The sequence below is a fragment of the Mycolicibacterium sp. XJ1819 genome (assembly GCF_053483675.1).
Map to the genome: position 1 here is coordinate 315,862 of NZ_JBEFST010000003.1, position 16,609 is coordinate 332,470.

Sequence of the window (16,609 nt, forward strand, 5' to 3'; positions counted from 1 at the left end):
GCAGAGGTCTTTGCGAATACTGATCGCAGGTCAAGCCTCCCTCACCCGAGTACGCAATGTATCCAAACACGGGGCGATTCAGGATGTGCTGGATTTGCGGACGTCCGATTCGATGAATTCATGTTGGTTGCTCGTCATTTGGCCGCCAGCTCGATCCCTCGGCGTAAACTCCGCCCGTGTAACAGTTCGTCGGCGGAGGGGGCCACGATCATGACGAAACTGTCCGGCGGTGCGCTGCTCATCGGTGCTGCGGTCACCGTCTCGGTAGCGCTGGTGGCATGTGCCCCAATGGAATCCGAACGGCCCTCATCACCGGCCGCGACCCAACCGATGACACAGGCCGACACTCCACCGCCCTCACCCGTCACCTCGGGGCCGCAATCGATCAGCGGTACGTGGACGACGTCCGACGGCGAAACCATCACCTTCAGCGACGACGGACCGTGCGAAGACGCGTTCTACGCGAGCGGGAAGCCGCTCGACATCGGCGGGCCGATGACCTGCCATCTGTCGAGCAACCCCGACTCGTCGGGCCGGTATCAGCTGATCGTGCGGCAGGAGCCCAACAAGGCGACGTACCTCGTGGAGTTCACGGGCGCAGACACCGCCAGCGTCTACACCAGAAAGGGCGAGTTGATCTACACGATGACACGGTTCTAGGCACCAGACGACCGGCGTGGGGGTATCAGATGAACTTCGACCTGTTTACTGTACGAGAGCCCGGTGAGCCCGAAACATGGTTGTGCCCAGGGCTGAACGACGATCTCTCGATTCGATGGGAAAGCATCGACGGACACGTCATCGGGCCGTTCGTCGGCACCACCGTGTCCGAGATGATCAAGGACGGCCGACGCAACAAGTTCGTCAAAATGGCCGGCGTCGAAGACACCGAGTTCTACTTCTACCTCACCGAGTCGCGACTCGTTTTCGTGTGCCCGAAGTACGACAAGGGCGGCGGATGGTGGGGAGTCGGCGAGTTGGGTCTGCCAGCCGCCATGGTGGCCAACGCGGTGAGCAAGGCCAGGGCGACACGACGCTCGCGCGGGAGCGCGCTGGTCGGACAGATCCGCCATCCGTGGGTGTGGAGCGTGCAGTTCTGGCAGAAGACAGGTTGGGCGAGCAATGAAACCATTCGCCTCTACTACACCCATCCCGGCCCGGAAAGGCCCAGCCAATACGCCGAAATCGTCCTGCGAAAGGATATCGACGCGGCGGACATCGCGTACAAGCTGACGCAGAACATCGTGCGCTATCGACTCAGTGACCGCGACCCCAAAGACGAACGGACCCGCACAGCACTCAACAACCTGCTGACCGCGGGTCCGGCCAAAATCGCCACCCGAGGAGACCTCACCGACTACGACATTCCCGGCGTAGCTTCGTCGCCGGCGGCGGACACGACGTCGCACCGCTGTACCCGCCGTCCTCCGGTCAGAACGTGCCCGTCATCGCGCCGCCACCAAAGCCCGAGGAGTCGACGTCGCAGGAACAGAAGGCGTCGCACGGCATCATCAGCGCCCACGAACCGAACGAGCCCGAAGACTTCTCCTACCCAACGCTCAATGACGATCTGTCAATTCGCTTCGACGCCCTCGACGGCGACATCGTCGGGCCGATCATCGCCACATCGGTGACCGACTACGTCTTCTATGACCAGCGCGACGCGTGGCTCGACGACGACCAGATCTTCGTGTACCTGACCGAGGCACGCCTGGTTTATGCGTGCCCGACCTACAACACGACGACGGGGATTCCCGACGGCCGATCCGCCGCGGCCGGCCAACTCAGATACCCGTGGATCAGCCTCGTCGAATTCACGCCTCGACACGGTTGGATCATCAAGAAGACGCTGCGCTTCTTCTACCACGACGACGGCACACACATCTTCCACATCACCCTGGACAAGAACGAAGACGCCGCGGCCCTGGCTCGAACCGTGGTGCAGCGCATAGCCAGCTATCAGTTGGCCGCGAGTGACCCCAAGGACCAGGACACGATTCGACAACTTCACGAGCTACGCGCGACGGATCACTTGCCAACTCCGGGAAAGTTGGACTACACCAGTGTGCCCATCCCGGTGTCCTCGCCCATGGGTAGCGGCCGACAACACGCCCCTAAAGCCGCGCCATCGCGCGTGTTGGGCAACCCCGCCGCCATGCGCCCAACACCGGCCCCAAAGACGTTGCGCTTCAATCCCCCTCCGACCCTGGCCCGCCCCGCCGCCCGGATGGACACCGCCGCCTGACTGGAAACCAGACCCGTCATGGCCGCCGCCTCCACCGGGCTGGAACCTGTGGGTGTGATCGTCGGGCAGCAGGCCGAGTGGCGGTGGATGTCGGACGCACCACCGGTGTTTGCGAATAGACCCGAAGGCCGCCGGGCACCCCGGTGTGGGGCGGCCCCCTGCCCACCACCGTCGAGATGGGCGCGCCGAGGGGCTACCAGACTGTCTCCGTACACCCAACTATGCGGATAACTGGGTGAAAAATGACGAGATGGACCCACGTGAGGTCGGCGATGTCTGCACTAACGGCCGCCTGATAGGTGCCTTTCTGTCGTTGCGCTGCGCGCACATGTGAATCTCCCAGATCAGCGTCTCGTAGTCGACGGCGGTGCTGGCATGCCGCCGGGTCACAAATATTGCTCTTCTGACCGAGGAGTTGGGCATCGAGTCGAAGCACGCGCGTCTGGCGCTCGCTTGAGATCATCGCAGCACTTGATGCCTTTGCCGACCGCGCACGTCGGAGAGTGTCAAGGATCAGCCGAAGCAACTGTCAGGCTTCACCCGACATAGGAATCTCACCCATCAACCGACGTAATACACATATACGGTGGGGCGGGCGGGGCTCGAACCCGCGACCAACGGATTATGAGTCCGCGGCTCTAACCAACTGAGCTACCGCCCCCGGCGATCGACGCGGCACCTATCGTGCCACGCGCGGTCACACCGGCACCGTCTGACCGTCGGCGTCCACCCGGAACAGTTCGGTGCCCTCAGTGACCAACGGCGCATCGGCGGCCAACGACACCGCAATCTTGTTGGCCGCGTTGCGCATGATGTCCAACGTCAACTCCAGCGCCTGACCTTCCGTGAAGTACGTGCGCACCCCGGCGACCACCTCCGCGCCGATCTGCGACGGGGACCAGATCAGCGCGTCCACATACTGCAGCGCCGCCCTGTGCGCGGCGCTCAGGCCCTCCGCCGTCTCGTACCGTTCTATCTGGCCGTACAGGTCCTCCGAACCGCCGGCATCCAGCGCGCTGCTTTCCCGCCGCGACTTGCACAACCGGCAGTTGTGCTGCGTGGCCCCTCGCAACCGCACGATCTCAGTCGTCACCGGGTCCAACGCGCGCATCCGCGCCACTGCAGGCACGAACCCGTTCAGCAGCGCGTCGACCGGATCGGAGTCCCGGTCCCACGACAGCGCCCGAATCTCCCCCGGCCTGTCCAGTCCCAACGCCGCGCATCCGGCCCACACTCTGGGCACGAAATCCGCGACGAAGATCGACACCACAGTTCGAAACGCATTGTCGCCCAGGATGATCAGCAGATGAGACCGCAGATCGTCGGTGATTCCGGACACGTCGACACTGAACTGCTCGGCGAACGCCGCCACAACCGACTCCCGCTCCGGGGCCAGCTCTGCCCCGTCGTCTCGCACCGGCAGCGCCGGCAACGCCAGTGCCCTACCGCACGTGGTCCTGATCAGCCGGTCCAGCGCGGCGTCCCCCGACGACATCGCTACCAAAGCGGCCAGGCGATCGGCCGGTTTCTCGTAGGTCACGCAAGGATTATTGCGCCTGGCTCACCGACGACATGTGAAAGTCCGGTATCCGCAGCGGCGGCATCGCCACCCGGGTCACCCAGTCGGCCCATTCGCGCGGCAGCGTGCGGTCGGTTGCCCCGGCTTCGGTGGCGCGCCGCAGCAGGTCAAGCGGGCTCTCGTTGAACCGGAAGTTATTCACCGCCGCCGTCACCTCACCGTCTTCGACCAGATAAACACCGTCGCGGGTGAGCCCCGTCAATAGCAGCACCGCGGGATCGACCTCGCGGATGTACCACAGCGTGGTCAGCAGCAGGCCCCGCTCGGTGGCTGCGATCATGTCTGCCACGCTGCCCGTGCCGCCGGTCATCAACAGGTTGTCGGCCGGCACCGCCACCGATTCGCCGAACTCCGCGGCCGCCGCGCGCGGATACGCCAGCGTGTTGATGCTGCCGTCGCGAATCCAGTCGACACGCCCGATGTCCATCCCGTTGTCGAACACCGAGAATCGCTCCGAGGAACTCGTCGCGGTGACAAACGGCGTGCACACCAGCCCCTCGGCGTGCGGATCGGAGTACATCGTCAACGGCAGATCAGTCAGCTTCTCCCCCACCCGCGTACCGCCGCCTGGCGCCGACAACGCCGTGCGGCCCTCCTGCGCGCCGCGGCCGTCCATCGACCAGGACAGGTAGATCATCAGATCCGCCACGGTCGACGGCGGCAATATCGTCTCGTACCGACCCGCGGGCAGCTCCACCGTGCGTTGCGCCCAGCCCAGCCGCGTCGACAGCCGCTCGAGCATCGAATCCGTTGGCACATCGGCGAAGTCGGGTGTGCCGTGTCCCACCCACGCGCTGGCCCCGTCGCGCTTTCCGGTGATCTCCACCGAACCGGTCGGCTGCGTGAAGCGCCGCCGCAGCCCGTTCGACGTCGCCAAGAACGTCGTCTCCACCTCGTGTCGGGCGAAACCGAACAACTGGTCACGGCCGCCGAACCCCCGCGCGGCGAGGCTGCCCGCCACCCCCATGAACACCTCGGCGCTGGTGTGCGGCACCGGCTCATCCCAGTCCTCCGGCGCCTCCGTGGCCGGCAGCGGCGGCGCGGTATCGCGGGCTTCGGGCGCCGTGCGCGCAGCGTCCTGCGATGCCGCCACCAACCCAGCGATCGTCGAGGGATCCACCTCACTGGACCGCACCGAACCCACGCGCGCGGACTTGCCCTCGCGCACAATCGATATCACGGTGGTGTGCCGACGCACCGATTCACCGTTGGTGGTCATCGAGTTGTTCGCCCACCGCAGTGAGGCGTCGGAGCGGTCGCTGACCATGACGACCGTCTCGTCGACCTTACCCAACCGCTTGGCCTCGGCCAGCGCCATATCCACGACCTGCTGTGCGCCGATCATCGACTACCGCCCCGCCTCGGTTCGGGTGTTGAGCACGTTGACGCCCCGGAACAACGCCGACGGGCATCCATGGCTGACCGCGGCGACCTGACCCGGTTGAGCCTTGCCGCAGTTGAACGCCCCGCCGAGGCGCCACGTCGACGGCCCGCCAACAGCTTCCATCGACCCCCAGAAGTCCGTCGTCGTCGCCTGGTAGGCGACATCACGAACCTGCCCGTCGAGCCGGCCGTCGCGGATCTTGAAGAAGCGCTGCCCGGTGAACTGAAAGTTGTAGCGTTGCATGTCGATTGACCACGACTTGTCGCCGACGATGTAGATCCCGTCGGTCACCCGGCCGATGAGGTCCTCGGTGCTGAGGTCGTCGGGTGCGGGCTGCAGCGACACGTTGGCCATCCGTTGGATCGGTACGTGATGCGGGGAGTCGGCATACGAGCAGCCGTTGGACCGCCCCACGCCCAGCCGCGGCGCAAACACCCGATCGAGCTGATAGCCGACGAAGACGCCGTCGCGCACCAGATCCCAGCTCTGCGCCCGCACGCCCTCGTCGTCGAACCCCACCGTCGCCAAACCGTGCTCGACGGTCCGGTCGGCGGTCACGTTCATCACCGGCGACCCGTACTGCATGGTGCCCAGCTTGTCGGGGGTGGCGAAGGAGGTGCCGGCGTAGGCCGCCTCGTAGCCGATCGCCCGGTCGTATTCGGTGGCGTGGCCGATGGATTCGTGGATCGTCAGCCACAGGTTGGTGGGGTCGATTACCAGGTCCGTCGGCCCTGGCGTCACGCTGGGCGCCTTGGCCTTCTCGGCCAGCAGCGACGGGATCTCGGCGATCTCCTGCGACCAGTTCCACACGTCGTCGCCGGCCAGCACCTCCCAGCCGCGTCCGGTCGGCGGCGCCAGCGTGCGCATGGTCTCGAAGCTTCCGGCGGCGGCGTCGACGGTCACCGCCTCCAGCGACGGCATCAGCCGCACCCGCTGCTGGGTGATCGACGACCCGAACGTGTCGGCGTAGAACGTCTGCTCCTTGACCGCGTGCAGGCCCGCCGACACGTGGTCCACGCCGTCGGCGGCCAGTAGCCGGCCGGAATACTCGCCGAGCACGGCGATCTTGTCCGTCGACGGCACCGCAAAGGGGTCGATCTGGTAGTCCGACACCCAGCTGACGTCGGAGTAGACCGGTTCGGGGGCGAGTTCGATGCGCTCGGCGTTCAGCGGCGCCAGCCGCAAGGCCACGTGCACCGCGCGCCGGGCGGTCTCGGCCGCGACGTCGGCGTCCAACTCGGCGTGCGAGGCGAAGCCCCACGTGCCGTCGACGATCACCCGCACCGCCAGCCCGATCTCGCGGTTGACGACGGCGGCTTCGAGTTCACCGTCGCGCAACTGCACGCGCTCGGTGGTGATCGCGTGAATGCGCAGGTCGGCATGGCTGGCACCGGCTGCCACGGCCGCGGACATCGCCGCATCGGCGAGGTGATGTCGCGGCAGCGCGAGGAAGTCGGCGTCGACTCGTCGGCGTGCTGTCACGCCCCTACCGTAATGGTGGCCCGCCGCGGCTGCGCCGCAGACGCCAGGAGCTACCCGCTGGTGCCGAGGATGGTCAACTCCAGCGCCAGCGCCGTGCCGCAGACCACCGCGACGACGGCCAGCGCGACCCAGTCGATGCGCTTGGGCCGTGACGGCGCCGCGGAGATCTGGCCCGCACCGCCGCGCGCGGTGATCGCGTCGCCCATCTCGTCGGCGCGGCGCAACGCGACGGTGACGGCCGCGGCCAGCAGGTCGATCACCCCCAGCCACCACCGGCGGTATCGGCCGCGGCGCGTGGCGGGCACCTCCTTGGGCCGCAGGCTGCGCGCCGCGTAGAGGATGCGGAACTCGTCGATCAGCAACGGAAACGCCCGCAGCGCCAGCGCCAACGACACCGCCCAGTCGTCGACGGGAATCCGCAACGCCCGCAGCGGACGGCCCAAAGTGGCCACCGCCGGGGCGATCTCGGCGACATTAGTGGTCCACGACACCATCGCGCCGAGTCCGAGCAACACGATCGACAACGCGGTGATGCGCAGGAACTTCAGCAGCCCACCGAGACCGACCTCCACCGAACCCAGGTCGATCACGGGGCTGCCGCCCGCAAGCGCGGCGGTGACGGCGCCGAGCAGCAGCAGAAGCCACAGCCAGCGCGGAATCGACGGCAGAGCGCCACGCGAAATGCGCGCCATCCGCGCCGCGCTCAACAACAGCACAGCCACCATGCCGATCGGCACCCAGCCGGGATAGAAGGTCATCAGCACCCCGATGCCGGCAACCGTGATGAGCTTGGTGCCCGCCCACAGCCGATGGATCACGCTGTCGCCGGGCACCGGGCGCAGCAGCACCACCGGTCGGCGTTGCCGCCGGGAAGCGGTGCGGCGGTCCCGAAGTGCGCCGGAGGTCATGTCATTCCTCCCGCGGTGGTCGGCGTCGGGGTCAGCATGCCGCCCTCCAGATGCAGGGTGCGCGGGCACAGGTCCTCCAGGCCGGAGAAGTCGTGGGAGATCACCACGACGGTCAACCCGGCGCGGCGGCGCAGATCCTCCAGCAGTCGCAGCAGCCCACGCGCGCTGGCGCCGTCGAGGCCGGCCAGCGGTTCGTCGAGGATCAACGCTCGCGGTGAGCGCGCGAGCAGGCCGGCCAGTACCACGCGACGCATCTGGCCACCGCTGAGTTGATCGATTCTCCGCCCGGCCAGGGTCTCGTCCAGACCGACGGCACTGAGCGCCCCCGCCACCCGGGCGTGGTCTCGCGGCGAGAACCCGGCCGCCGACGCCACCTCCCAGTCGACCCGGGCACGCATCAACTGAAGCCGCGCCGCCTGAAACGAGATCGCGACCGCCCCAACCTGATCGGAGACGGGCGCACCGTCGAGCAGGCAGTAGCCCGCGGTCGGGACGGCCAGGCCCGCCATGATCCAGGCCAGCGTCGATTTGCCCGAGCCGTTCAAACCGTGGATCAGCAGCCCGTCGCCCTCGCCCACGGTGAAGTTGATGTCGCGCAGAGCGGTTGTGGCCCAGAGTGTTCCGCTGCCGTACTCGTGGCTGACGCCGTCGAGTTCGAGCACCGGCTCTTCCCGCCGGTGGCCGGATGCGACGGTAGGGCTCGGCGCCTCGGCCGTCTCGACCATGTCGGTGTTGTCGGCGGCGCCACCGCCGGTGAGGTCGACGGTGCGGTCGGCGGCGTCGGCCTCGTCGTTGTAGTGGGTGATGTGCACCAGCGACATCCGGTGCCGCTGCGTCAGCCCGGACAGCACCGACAACAATGCGTCGCGGCCGTCCTGGTCGACCATGCTGGTGACCTCGTCGGCGATCAGCAGCGACGGTTCGCGCGCCAGCGCCGCCGCGACGGCGAGGCGCTGCAGCTCACCTCCCGACAGCCCGCCGGTGTCGCGCTCGGCGAGCCCGTCGAGGCCGACCTCGGTGAGCAGTTGATGCACGTCGGTCTGCTGGCCCGGCGGCAGACCCCAGACCACGTCGTCGGCCACCCTGGTCCCCAGCACCTGACTTTCCGGGTGCTGCATGATCACCGCTGTGCCGCCGAGTTTGCCCAGCCCCACCCCGCCGGACCGCTCGACGGTGCCCGAGGTGGGTGCGCGCCCGGCCAGCATCAGCATCAGCGTGGTCTTCCCGGAGCCGTTGACGCCGGTGACCGCCAGGTGCTCACCGGGTTCGACGCTCAACGACACGGGGCCCAGCGCGTCGTGATCGGAGTTGGGGTAGCGGAACCGGACGTCGGTCAGCCGCACGGGCACCGGCGCGATCGGGCCGATGTCGTCGGAGACTTCGAGCTTGTGCACATCGGGGATGACGAGCAGGCGCTCCATCACCCGCGACAGCGCCCACCAGCCGACGAGGCTGACGAAGGTGATGGACAGCACGCCCGCGCCGAAAATGACCAACGGCCAGTAGTGCAGGGCGGTGGCGAAGTCGCGTTTGAGTTGGTCGGCGACACCGGCCATGTTGGGCAGGTGCGCGAGCACCGCGGCCACGCCGTCGATGTTGGCGGTCATCGTGTCGAAGATCAGGTGGCGCAACCGGGCCAGGATGGCCAGCGCCACCACGCCGGCCACGCCGAAGACCGCGCCCGCCACCAGCGCGGAGAACAGCACGGTCGGCGTCCCGCGGCCGCGGCGCTTGACAATGCCGGTCAGCCCGCCGATGTAGGCGCAATTGACCACGGTCATGAAGCCGCCCATGCCCGCGATCAGGAACGCGATGACGCCACCGGCCACGGTCGCGGCGATCAGCACCCGCAATCGGTAGCGGTAGGACAGCAGTCCCATCGGGACCGTGCCCAGCAGCGCGAGCCCGGCCGCGAACGGGACGACGACGGCGATGATCGCGGTGGCCGCACACAGTGCCGCCATCACCGAGGCCTGCGCGAGTTCGGCGGGATGCAGCGCACCGGTGCGTCGAGTGATGCTCGAGCCCCCGGTTGCGGTCATTTCACGATTCTGCCAGCATGCGGCCGGATACTCGGCGGGCCGGGTTGATAACATAGAGAACCTATGCAAATATGGCGGCATGCCCCAGATTCTCGGAGCCGATCTGCTTTCCGTGGTCGCCCGGATCAATCGACTGGCCACCCAGCGGGCCCGATTGCCGCTGGGCTACGCCCAGGCCCGGCTGCTTTCGACCATCGAGGACCAAGGGGAGGCACGGATCTCCGATCTGGCCGTACTCGACCACTGTTCGCAGCCGACGATGACCACCCAGGTGCGCAGGCTCGAAGACGCCGGACTGGTGTCGCGCACCGGTGACCCGTCGGACGCGCGGGCAGTGCTCATCCGGATCACGCCCAAGGGCGTGGAAACCCTGCGGCAGGTGCGGGTGAATCGCGGTGCGGCGATCAGTCCGTATCTTGACCGCCTCGACGAGGCCGACCTGCAGAAGCTCAGCGATGCGGTGGGCGTGCTGCGGCGGATCCTGCAGGATGCGGCGGTGCCGCTGCCGCCGTCGGACACCGCCGACTCGACCGTCTGACTGTCTATCCGACTATCTAAGGAGAATCCGCCCCGAATGTGGCGTCAATCCAAGGCCGTCTGGGCCGTTGCCTTCGCGTGTGTGGTCGCGTTCATGGGCATCGGTCTGGTGGACCCGATACTCAAGCCGATCGCCGAAGGCCTCGACGCGTCGCCGTCGCAGGTTTCGCTGTTGTTCACCAGCTACATGGCGGTGATGGGGGTGGCGATGCTGATCACCGGCGTGGTGTCCAGCCGGATCGGTCCCAAACGCACACTGCTGCTCGGTCTGGTGATCATCATCGCGGGCGCCGGGCTGGCTGGCTTGTCCGACACGGTGATGGAAATCGTTGGCTGGCGCGCTCTTTGGGGGCTGGGCAATGCGTTGTTCATCGCCACCGCCCTGGCCACGATCGTCAGTTCGGCGCGCGGGTCGGTGGCGCAGGCCATCATCCTCTACGAGGCCGCACTGGGTGTCGGCATCGCCGTCGGCCCACTCGTCGGCGGTGCGCTCGGATCGATCTCGTGGCGCGGCCCGTTTTTCGGGGTGTCGGTGCTGATGGTGCTCGCGGTGCTGGTGACGGCCTTCTTGCTGCCCTCGACGCCACCGTCCGCGCGCGCGACGACGCTGCTCGATCCGTTCCGCGCCCTGCGGCACCGGGGTCTGTTCGGCGTGGCGATCACCGCGCTGCTCTACAACTTCGGCTTCTTTACACTGCTGGCGTTCACGCCCTTCCCGCTGGACATGGGCGCGTATGCGATCGGGCTGATCTTCTTCGGCTGGGGTGTGGCGCTGGCGTTCACCTCGGTGGTGGTCGCCCCGCGACTGCAGCGCCGCTTCGGCACGCTGCCCACGCTGCTGGTCAACCTGCTGGCCATGACCGCGACGCTGGTGGTGATGGCGATCGGCACCGACGACAAGGCCGTGCTGGCGACGTGCGTGGTGGTCGCGGGTCTGTTCATCGGCATCAACAACACCCTGATCACCGAGACCGTGATGAAGGCCGCGCCCGTCGAGAACGGCGTCGCCTCAGCGGCTTACAGCTTTGTGCGTTTCTCCGGCGCGGCGCTGGCGCCGTGGCTGGCCGGCTTCCTCGGCGAGCGGGTCAACGTGCATCTCCCCTATTGGGTCGGCGCGGGCGCGGTGTTGGCCGGCGCGGCGATCCTGATGCTCAGCCGCCCCCATCTGCCGCGGATCGACGTCGACGAGTCCTGGGACGTCGACGAGCTAAGCACCGCTGAGCGAACCTACGCGCACCGAAGCCGCTGAGGCACGGGCACGCGACTGTCGGACCTCCTTGACGACGCCGTCGCCGAACATGTTCAGCAGCGCCTTGGTCGCCGTGCGGCGGGCCAGCCGGCCCGCGGGGGTGAACTGCGGGGTGTTCATCAGCTGCTGTGCCCACCGCGGGTGCAGATCCTGAACCGCCCAGTGGATCAGCGAATAGAGCGGGCGCTGATAGCGGGGATACCGCCAGGGCGCCAACGGATTCAGATATCCCACCGTGGGCAGCGTGACGGCCAGGTAGGGCACCGAGTCCTCGAGCACCTGCGTCAACGCGATCCTGGTCAAGTCGAAGGTGCTGCTGGCCGGGATCAACGCCCGCGGGCAGGCGGTCGACAACCTGCTCGAACGGGTGGCGGCGGTCTCGACGCAGGTCCGCGGACTCATCGACGACAACCCCAACCTCAACAAGGTGCTCAAGCAGGTCGGCACGGTCAGTGATCTGCTGGCCAAGCACAAGCACAACCTCGCCGAATTGCTGGTCACCATCCGCAACTTCTCCGCGGCGCTGAGCGAGGCGGTCGCGTCGGGGCCGTATTTCAAGGCCATGCTCGTCAATCTGCTGCCGGGCCAGATTCTGCAGCCCTTCGTCGACGCGGCGTTCAAGAAGCGCGGTATCGATCCCGAAAAGTTCTGGCGCGGCGCCGGATTCCCCGCCTTCCAGTTCCCGGATCCGAACGGGCAGCGGTTGCCCAACGGGGCGCCGCCGCCGGCACCGCCGGCGCTCGAAGGCACCCCCGAGTTCCCCGGACCGGCCGTGCCACCCGGATCGCCGTGCTCCTACACCCCGCCCGCCGACGGCCTGCCGCGGCCCGGTGACCCGCTGCCGTGCGCCCATCTCGACCAGGGCCCGTTCGGCCCCGTGCCCGGCGGTTTCGGTCCGCCCAATGTGCTGAGTTCCCCGCCGAATCGGCACGGTCCGTTGCCGTCGGCGGGCCTGCCGGTCGCCGCGATACCCGGCCAGCCACCACCGGCGGTGCCCGGCTCCCCGGTGCCGATCCCGCACTCGCCCAACCCCGGCGCAGGAACGGGAGGCTGACCGATGTCGACGATTCTGGACATTCGCAAGATCCGGCTGCCGCGGCTGTCGCGCACCACGATCACCGTGTCAGCGCTGTTGGTCGTCGCGGCGCTGACCGTCACCGTCGGCGGCTGGAAGCTGTACCGGTCGATGACCACCAACACCGTCGTCGCGTACTTCTCCTCAGCCAACGCGCTGTATCCGGGCGATCAGGTCGAGATCCTGGGCGTCCGAGTCGGTTCCATCGATTCGATCGAGCCCGACGGCGACAAGATGAAGGTCACCTTCCACTACCAGAACAAGCACAAGGTGCCCGCGGACGCGACCGCCACCATCCTCAACCCCAGCCTGGTCGCGTCACGCACCATCCAACTGGGGCCGCGTTACGCGGGCGGTCCGACGCTGCCCGACGGTGCGGTGATCCCCATCGAGCGCACCCAGATCCCGGTGGAGTGGGACGAACTGCGCAACGAACTCGGCCGCATCGTCGACGATCTGGGACCGACACCGCAACAGCCCAAGGGCCCGATCGGTGAGGTCATCGAGTCGTTCGGCGACGGACTCGAGGGCAAGGGTAAGGCCATCAACGCCACCCTGACCAGCCTGTCGGAGGCGATCACCGCGCTCAACGACGGCCGCGGCGACTTCTTCTCCGTGGTGCGCAGCCTGGCGCTGTTCGTCAACACGTTGCAGGCCAATGACGAGCAGTTCGTCGAGCTGAACTCCAACCTGGCGGAGTTCACCGGCGCGCTGAGCAACTCCGACCGCGAACTGGCCACCGCCGTCGACGCGGTCGATGCGCTGGTGTCGACCGTGCGTACGTTCGTCAAGGACAACGGTTCTCAGCTCGCACACGACATCAACACGTTGTCGGAGGCCACCACCGCGCTCGTGCAGCCCGAACCCCGCGAAGGGCTGGAGATGGGGTTGCACGTGCTGCCCAACACCGCCGCGAACCTGGCGGCGATCTACGAGCCCGCGCACGGCGCGACGACCGGGTCGCTGGTGGTCACCAACTTCGCCAACCCCCTGCAGGCGGTCTGCAGCATCATCCAGGCGGGCTCGCGGCTGGGGTATCAAGAGTCGGCCGAACTGTGCGCGCAGTACCTGGCGCCGGTGTTTGACGCGATGAAGTTCAACTTCCCGCCGTTCGGCATGAACATGTTCTCCACCGCCTAGACACTGCGCGAGCAGGTCGCCTACTCCGAGGAGCGGCTGCGGCCGCCACCGGGATACAAATCGACCACGGTGCCCGGAGTGTTCTCCCCCGACACCTGGTGGTCACACGGCAACCACGAACCCGGATGGCGCATCGCGGAAGGAATGGAGGGCCTGCAGGTGGGACCGTTCACCAAGAACATGCTGGCCCCCGCCGATCTGGCCGGCCTGCTCGGATCGCCCGCACCGACCGCGACGGAGGCCGGCCGATGAACCGGATCGTCCGGCGCACAGCCGCTTTGCTCACGATCATGCTGGTGACCGTCTCGTGCGGGCAGTGGCGGGGCATCGCCAACGTGCCGTTGCCGGGCACACCGGGAAGCAGCGGCGGCCACTACACCGTCTACGTGCAGATGCCCGATGTGCTCGCGTTGACGGTCAACAGCCGGGTCCGCGTCGCCGACACCTACGTCGGCACCGTGCGCGCGATCCAGTTGAAGGACTGGGTCGCCACGATCTCGCTCGATCTGCAGGACAGCGTTCGCCTGCCGGCCAACGCCACCGCCAAGATCGGCCAGACCAGCCTGCTGGGCACCCAGCATCTCGAACTCGCCGCACCGAAAGACCCCTCACCGCAACCCCTGCGCAACGGTGACACGATCCCGCTGCAGAATTCCTCGGCCTATCCCACCACCGAACGCACACTGGCCAGCGTGGCCACCGTGCTGCGCGGCGGAGGCATCGAACGTCTCTAGGTCATCTCGACCGAGGTCGACAACCTGCTGTCGGGCAACGCCGAGCGGATCCGTCAGTTCCTCGGCAAGCTGGACACCTTCACCGCGGGGCTCAACGATCAGCGCTACGAGATCGCCCGAGCCATCGAGGAAGTCCGCGAACTGTCCGGGATCGTGGCGGCCAACGACACCACACTGGACCGGGTGCTCACCGAATTCCCGCCGTTGGTAGCGTATTTCGCCGACCAGCGGCAACTGTTCGGCGACAGTGTCGAGGCATTCGGGCGGTTCAGCCTGGTCACCGACCGCACGCTGACCGCCGCGCGCGCCGATCTGCACGAGAATCTGCGCCTGCTGCAGCGGCCGCTGAAGCAATTGGGCCGCGCCGCCCCGCATCTGCCCGGCGCGCTGGAGATCCTGCTCACGCTGCCGTTCACCGCCGACGAGGTCGGCAAGTTCGTACGCGGCGACTACATCAACTTGTCCCCGACGTTCGATCTGACGTTGAGCACCATCGACAACTCGTTCCTTGCCGGGACCCGGTTCTCGGGGGCGTTGCGCGCGCTCGAACAGTCGTGGGGTCGCGATCCCAACACCATGATTCCCGACATCCGGTTCACGCCCAATCCCCTCACCGCGCCGGGCGCCCCACTGGTGGAAAGGTCGGAGTGAGGTGCTGACCCGGTTCGTACGTATCCAATTGGTCGTCTTCACCCTGTTGACGCTCGTCGCGGTGACCGTGTTGTGCGTCTACTATCTGCGGTTGCCGAGCATGGCCGGGGCCGGTCAGTACACCCTCTACGCAAAGCTGCCCGCATCGGGCGGGCTGTATGCGACGGCCAACGTCACCTTCCGCGGAGTGACCGTCGGCAAGGTCACCGATGTGCAACCCACCGGCGAGGGTGTCACCGCGACGTTGAGCATCGATGACCGCTACCGCATTCCTGCCGACACCGCCGCCAACGTCCACTCGGTGTCGGCGGTCGGTGAGCAATACGTCGACCTGGTCGACGCCCCCGGCACGTTGGCCACCAACGGCCGATTCCTGGCCAACGGCCAAACCATTACCGACACCACGGTTCCCGCCGAGATCGGCCCGATACTGGACTCGGTCAACCGGGGCCTTTCGGCTCTTCCGAGGGAGAAACTCGCCACGCTACTCGACGAAACCTCGCAGGCCGTTGGCGGTTTGGGCCCAGCGCTGCACCGGCTGGCCGACTCCACGCAGTTGCTGGTCGGCGACTTCGACGCGCACATCGCCGACATCGACGACATCATCGACAACTCCGCGCCGATCATCGACAGCCAGGTGACTTCGGAGTCCTACATCGACCAGTGGGCGGTCAATCTGAAGACACTGGCCGCGCAGACCGCGGAGAAGGATCAGACGGTGCGCCACGTGCTCGCCGAGGCGGGCCCCACCGCCGCCGAGGCCACCGAGGTGTTCCGCGACATGCGCGACTCCCTGCCGCAGCTGCTGGCCAACATGACCATCGTGTTGGACATGCTCAAGCGCTATGACAATGGGCTGGAACAGTTCCTGGTGATCCTGCCGCAGGGCGCCGCGGTCGCCCAGACGGTGCTGGCACCGTTCCCCGGCACCGTCGGGCTGAACTTCAACCTGACCATCAACAACCCGCCCGCGTGCCTGACCGGGTTCTCACCGCCCGGCGAATGGCGTTCTCCCGCGGACACCAGCACCGCACCGCTGCCGACCGACGTGCGGTACTGCAAGATTCCCAAGGATGCGCCCAACGTGGTGCGCGGTGCGCGCAACTACCCGTGCGCCGACGTGCCGGGCAAACGCGCCGCCACGCCCGCCGAATGCCGCAGCGACGAACCGTATGTGCCACTGGGCACCAACCCGTGGTACGGCGACCCGAACCAGATCGTCGACTGCCCGGCACCCGCGGCGCGCTGCATCCGCCCGGTGGAACCCGGCCTGGTGCGACCCGCGCCGACCATCAACACCGGCGAGAACCCGCTTCCGGCCGACCGGTTGCCGCCCACCCCCGCCGCGGTCAGCGACCCGCTCACCGCCCCCGGTCAGGGCAGCGTGCAATGCGATGGGCAACAACCCAACCCGTGCGTGTATCTGCCGGCACCGATGCCCTCGGGCGTCTACTCCCCGTCCAGCGGACAGGTGGTGGGGCCCGACGGCGTCACCTACCGGGTGGACAACTCCGCCCCTGATGTCGCCAACGGCTGGAAGGAGATGCTCGCACCGGCAGGCTCGTAGCTCGTGCCGCGAAAGT

The 16,609-nt window shown here is 67.4% G+C and carries 11 protein-coding genes, 1 tRNA gene and 3 pseudogenes; 8 read left to right on the forward strand and 7 right to left on the reverse strand.

The window, feature by feature from the left end; genetic code table 11:
- The first annotated feature begins 210 nt into the window (after positions 1-210).
- Together ABQE89_RS05050 and ABQE89_RS05055 are read left to right on the forward strand one after the other, a co-directional pair.
- Positions 211-660, forward strand: coding sequence for a hypothetical protein (locus tag ABQE89_RS05050; RefSeq protein WP_448414741.1), 450 nt, complete (start codon positions 211-213; stop codon positions 658-660).
- A gap of 778 nt (positions 661-1,438) precedes the next feature.
- Positions 1,439-2,245: a hypothetical protein gene (locus tag ABQE89_RS05055; RefSeq protein ID WP_448414743.1), complete on the forward strand. Its 807-nt coding sequence runs from the start codon at positions 1,439-1,441 to the stop codon at positions 2,243-2,245.
- A 587-nt stretch (positions 2,246-2,832) separates the two neighbouring features.
- Here ABQE89_RS05055 and ABQE89_RS05060 read toward each other — a convergent pair.
- From ABQE89_RS05060 to ABQE89_RS05085, 6 genes are all read right to left on the reverse strand, one after another.
- Positions 2,833-2,906 (reverse strand) — tRNA-Ile (locus tag ABQE89_RS05060).
- 36 nt (positions 2,907-2,942) lie between these two features.
- On the reverse strand, positions 2,943-3,740 hold the full coding sequence (locus ABQE89_RS05065; protein ID WP_448414835.1) for a carboxymuconolactone decarboxylase family protein: 798 nt from the start codon (positions 3,738-3,740) through the stop codon (positions 2,943-2,945).
- Positions 3,741-3,792: 52 nt separating this feature from the next.
- On the reverse strand, positions 3,793-5,169 hold the full coding sequence (locus ABQE89_RS05070) for a metallopeptidase TldD-related protein (RefSeq protein ID WP_448414745.1): 1,377 nt from the start codon (positions 5,167-5,169) through the stop codon (positions 3,793-3,795).
- Positions 5,170-5,172: 3 nt separating this feature from the next.
- Positions 5,173-6,690 carry a TldD/PmbA family protein gene (locus ABQE89_RS05075; RefSeq protein WP_448414747.1) on the reverse strand — a complete coding sequence of 506 codons (1,518 nt, stop codon included), beginning with the start codon at positions 6,688-6,690 and terminating at the stop codon, positions 5,173-5,175.
- Between the two features lie 50 nt (positions 6,691-6,740).
- Positions 6,741-7,598, reverse strand: a complete 858-nt coding sequence (locus ABQE89_RS05080; RefSeq protein ID WP_448414749.1) for a CbiQ family ECF transporter T component — start codon at positions 7,596-7,598, stop codon at positions 6,741-6,743.
- Positions 7,595-9,640 (reverse strand): ATP-binding cassette domain-containing protein, encoded by a 2,046-nt coding sequence (locus ABQE89_RS05085; RefSeq protein ID WP_448414751.1) that lies wholly within the window; start codon positions 9,638-9,640, stop codon positions 7,595-7,597. The genes ABQE89_RS05080 and ABQE89_RS05085 overlap by 4 nt, the downstream gene beginning before the upstream one ends.
- Before the next feature lie 79 nt (positions 9,641-9,719).
- On the opposite strand from ABQE89_RS05085, the gene ABQE89_RS05090 reads away from it, so the two are divergent.
- Positions 9,720-10,178 (forward strand): MarR family winged helix-turn-helix transcriptional regulator, encoded by a 459-nt coding sequence (locus ABQE89_RS05090; RefSeq protein ID WP_448414753.1) that lies wholly within the window; start codon positions 9,720-9,722, stop codon positions 10,176-10,178.
- Positions 10,179-10,214: 36 nt separating this feature from the next.
- Complete coding sequence (locus ABQE89_RS05095) at positions 10,215-11,426, forward strand: MFS transporter (RefSeq protein WP_448414755.1); 1,212 nt, start codon at positions 10,215-10,217, stop codon at positions 11,424-11,426.
- Here the strand turns inward: ABQE89_RS05095 and ABQE89_RS05100 are convergent.
- Positions 11,385-11,729 (reverse strand): oxygenase MpaB family protein, encoded by a 345-nt coding sequence (locus ABQE89_RS05100; protein ID WP_448414757.1) that lies wholly within the window; start codon positions 11,727-11,729, stop codon positions 11,385-11,387. The two genes, ABQE89_RS05095 and ABQE89_RS05100, sit on opposite strands and share 42 nt — an antisense overlap.
- Here ABQE89_RS05100 and ABQE89_RS05105 point away from each other — a divergent pair.
- From ABQE89_RS05105 to ABQE89_RS05120, 4 genes and pseudogenes are all read left to right on the forward strand, one after another.
- Positions 11,710-12,480: pseudogene (locus ABQE89_RS05105) on the forward strand (mammalian cell entry protein); the annotation flags it as partial. The gene ABQE89_RS05100 and the pseudogene ABQE89_RS05105 overlap by 20 nt on opposite strands.
- Before the next feature lie 3 nt (positions 12,481-12,483).
- Positions 12,484-13,893 (forward strand): annotated as a pseudogene (locus ABQE89_RS05110) (virulence factor Mce family protein).
- A pseudogene (locus tag ABQE89_RS05115) lies at positions 13,890-15,026 on the forward strand (MCE family protein). The pseudogenes ABQE89_RS05110 and ABQE89_RS05115 overlap by 4 nt, the downstream one beginning before the upstream one ends.
- Before the next feature lies 1 nt (position 15,027).
- On the forward strand, positions 15,028-16,593 hold the full coding sequence (locus ABQE89_RS05120) for an MCE family protein (RefSeq protein WP_448414759.1): 1,566 nt from the start codon (positions 15,028-15,030) through the stop codon (positions 16,591-16,593).
- The last annotated feature ends 16 nt before the right edge of the window (positions 16,594-16,609 follow it).

Excerpts from the sequence above, each read along its gene's own strand:
- ABQE89_RS05085 (WP_448414751.1), bottom strand. The coding sequence starts at position 9,640 with ATGACCGCAACCGGGGGCTCGAGCATCACTCGACGCACCGGTGCGCTG.
- ABQE89_RS05050 (WP_448414741.1), top strand. The coding sequence starts at position 211 with ATGACGAAACTGTCCGGCGGTGCGCTGCTCATCGGTGCTGCGGTCACC.
- ABQE89_RS05080 (WP_448414749.1), bottom strand. The coding sequence starts at position 7,598 with ATGACCTCCGGCGCACTTCGGGACCGCCGCACCGCTTCCCGGCGGCAA.
- ABQE89_RS05065 (WP_448414835.1), bottom strand. The coding sequence starts at position 3,740 with ATGTCGTCGGGGGACGCCGCGCTGGACCGGCTGATCAGGACCACGTGC.
- ABQE89_RS05090 (WP_448414753.1), top strand. The coding sequence starts at position 9,720 with ATGCCCCAGATTCTCGGAGCCGATCTGCTTTCCGTGGTCGCCCGGATC.
- ABQE89_RS05070 (WP_448414745.1), bottom strand. The coding sequence starts at position 5,169 with ATGATCGGCGCACAGCAGGTCGTGGATATGGCGCTGGCCGAGGCCAAG.
- ABQE89_RS05095 (WP_448414755.1), top strand. The coding sequence starts at position 10,215 with ATGTGGCGTCAATCCAAGGCCGTCTGGGCCGTTGCCTTCGCGTGTGTG.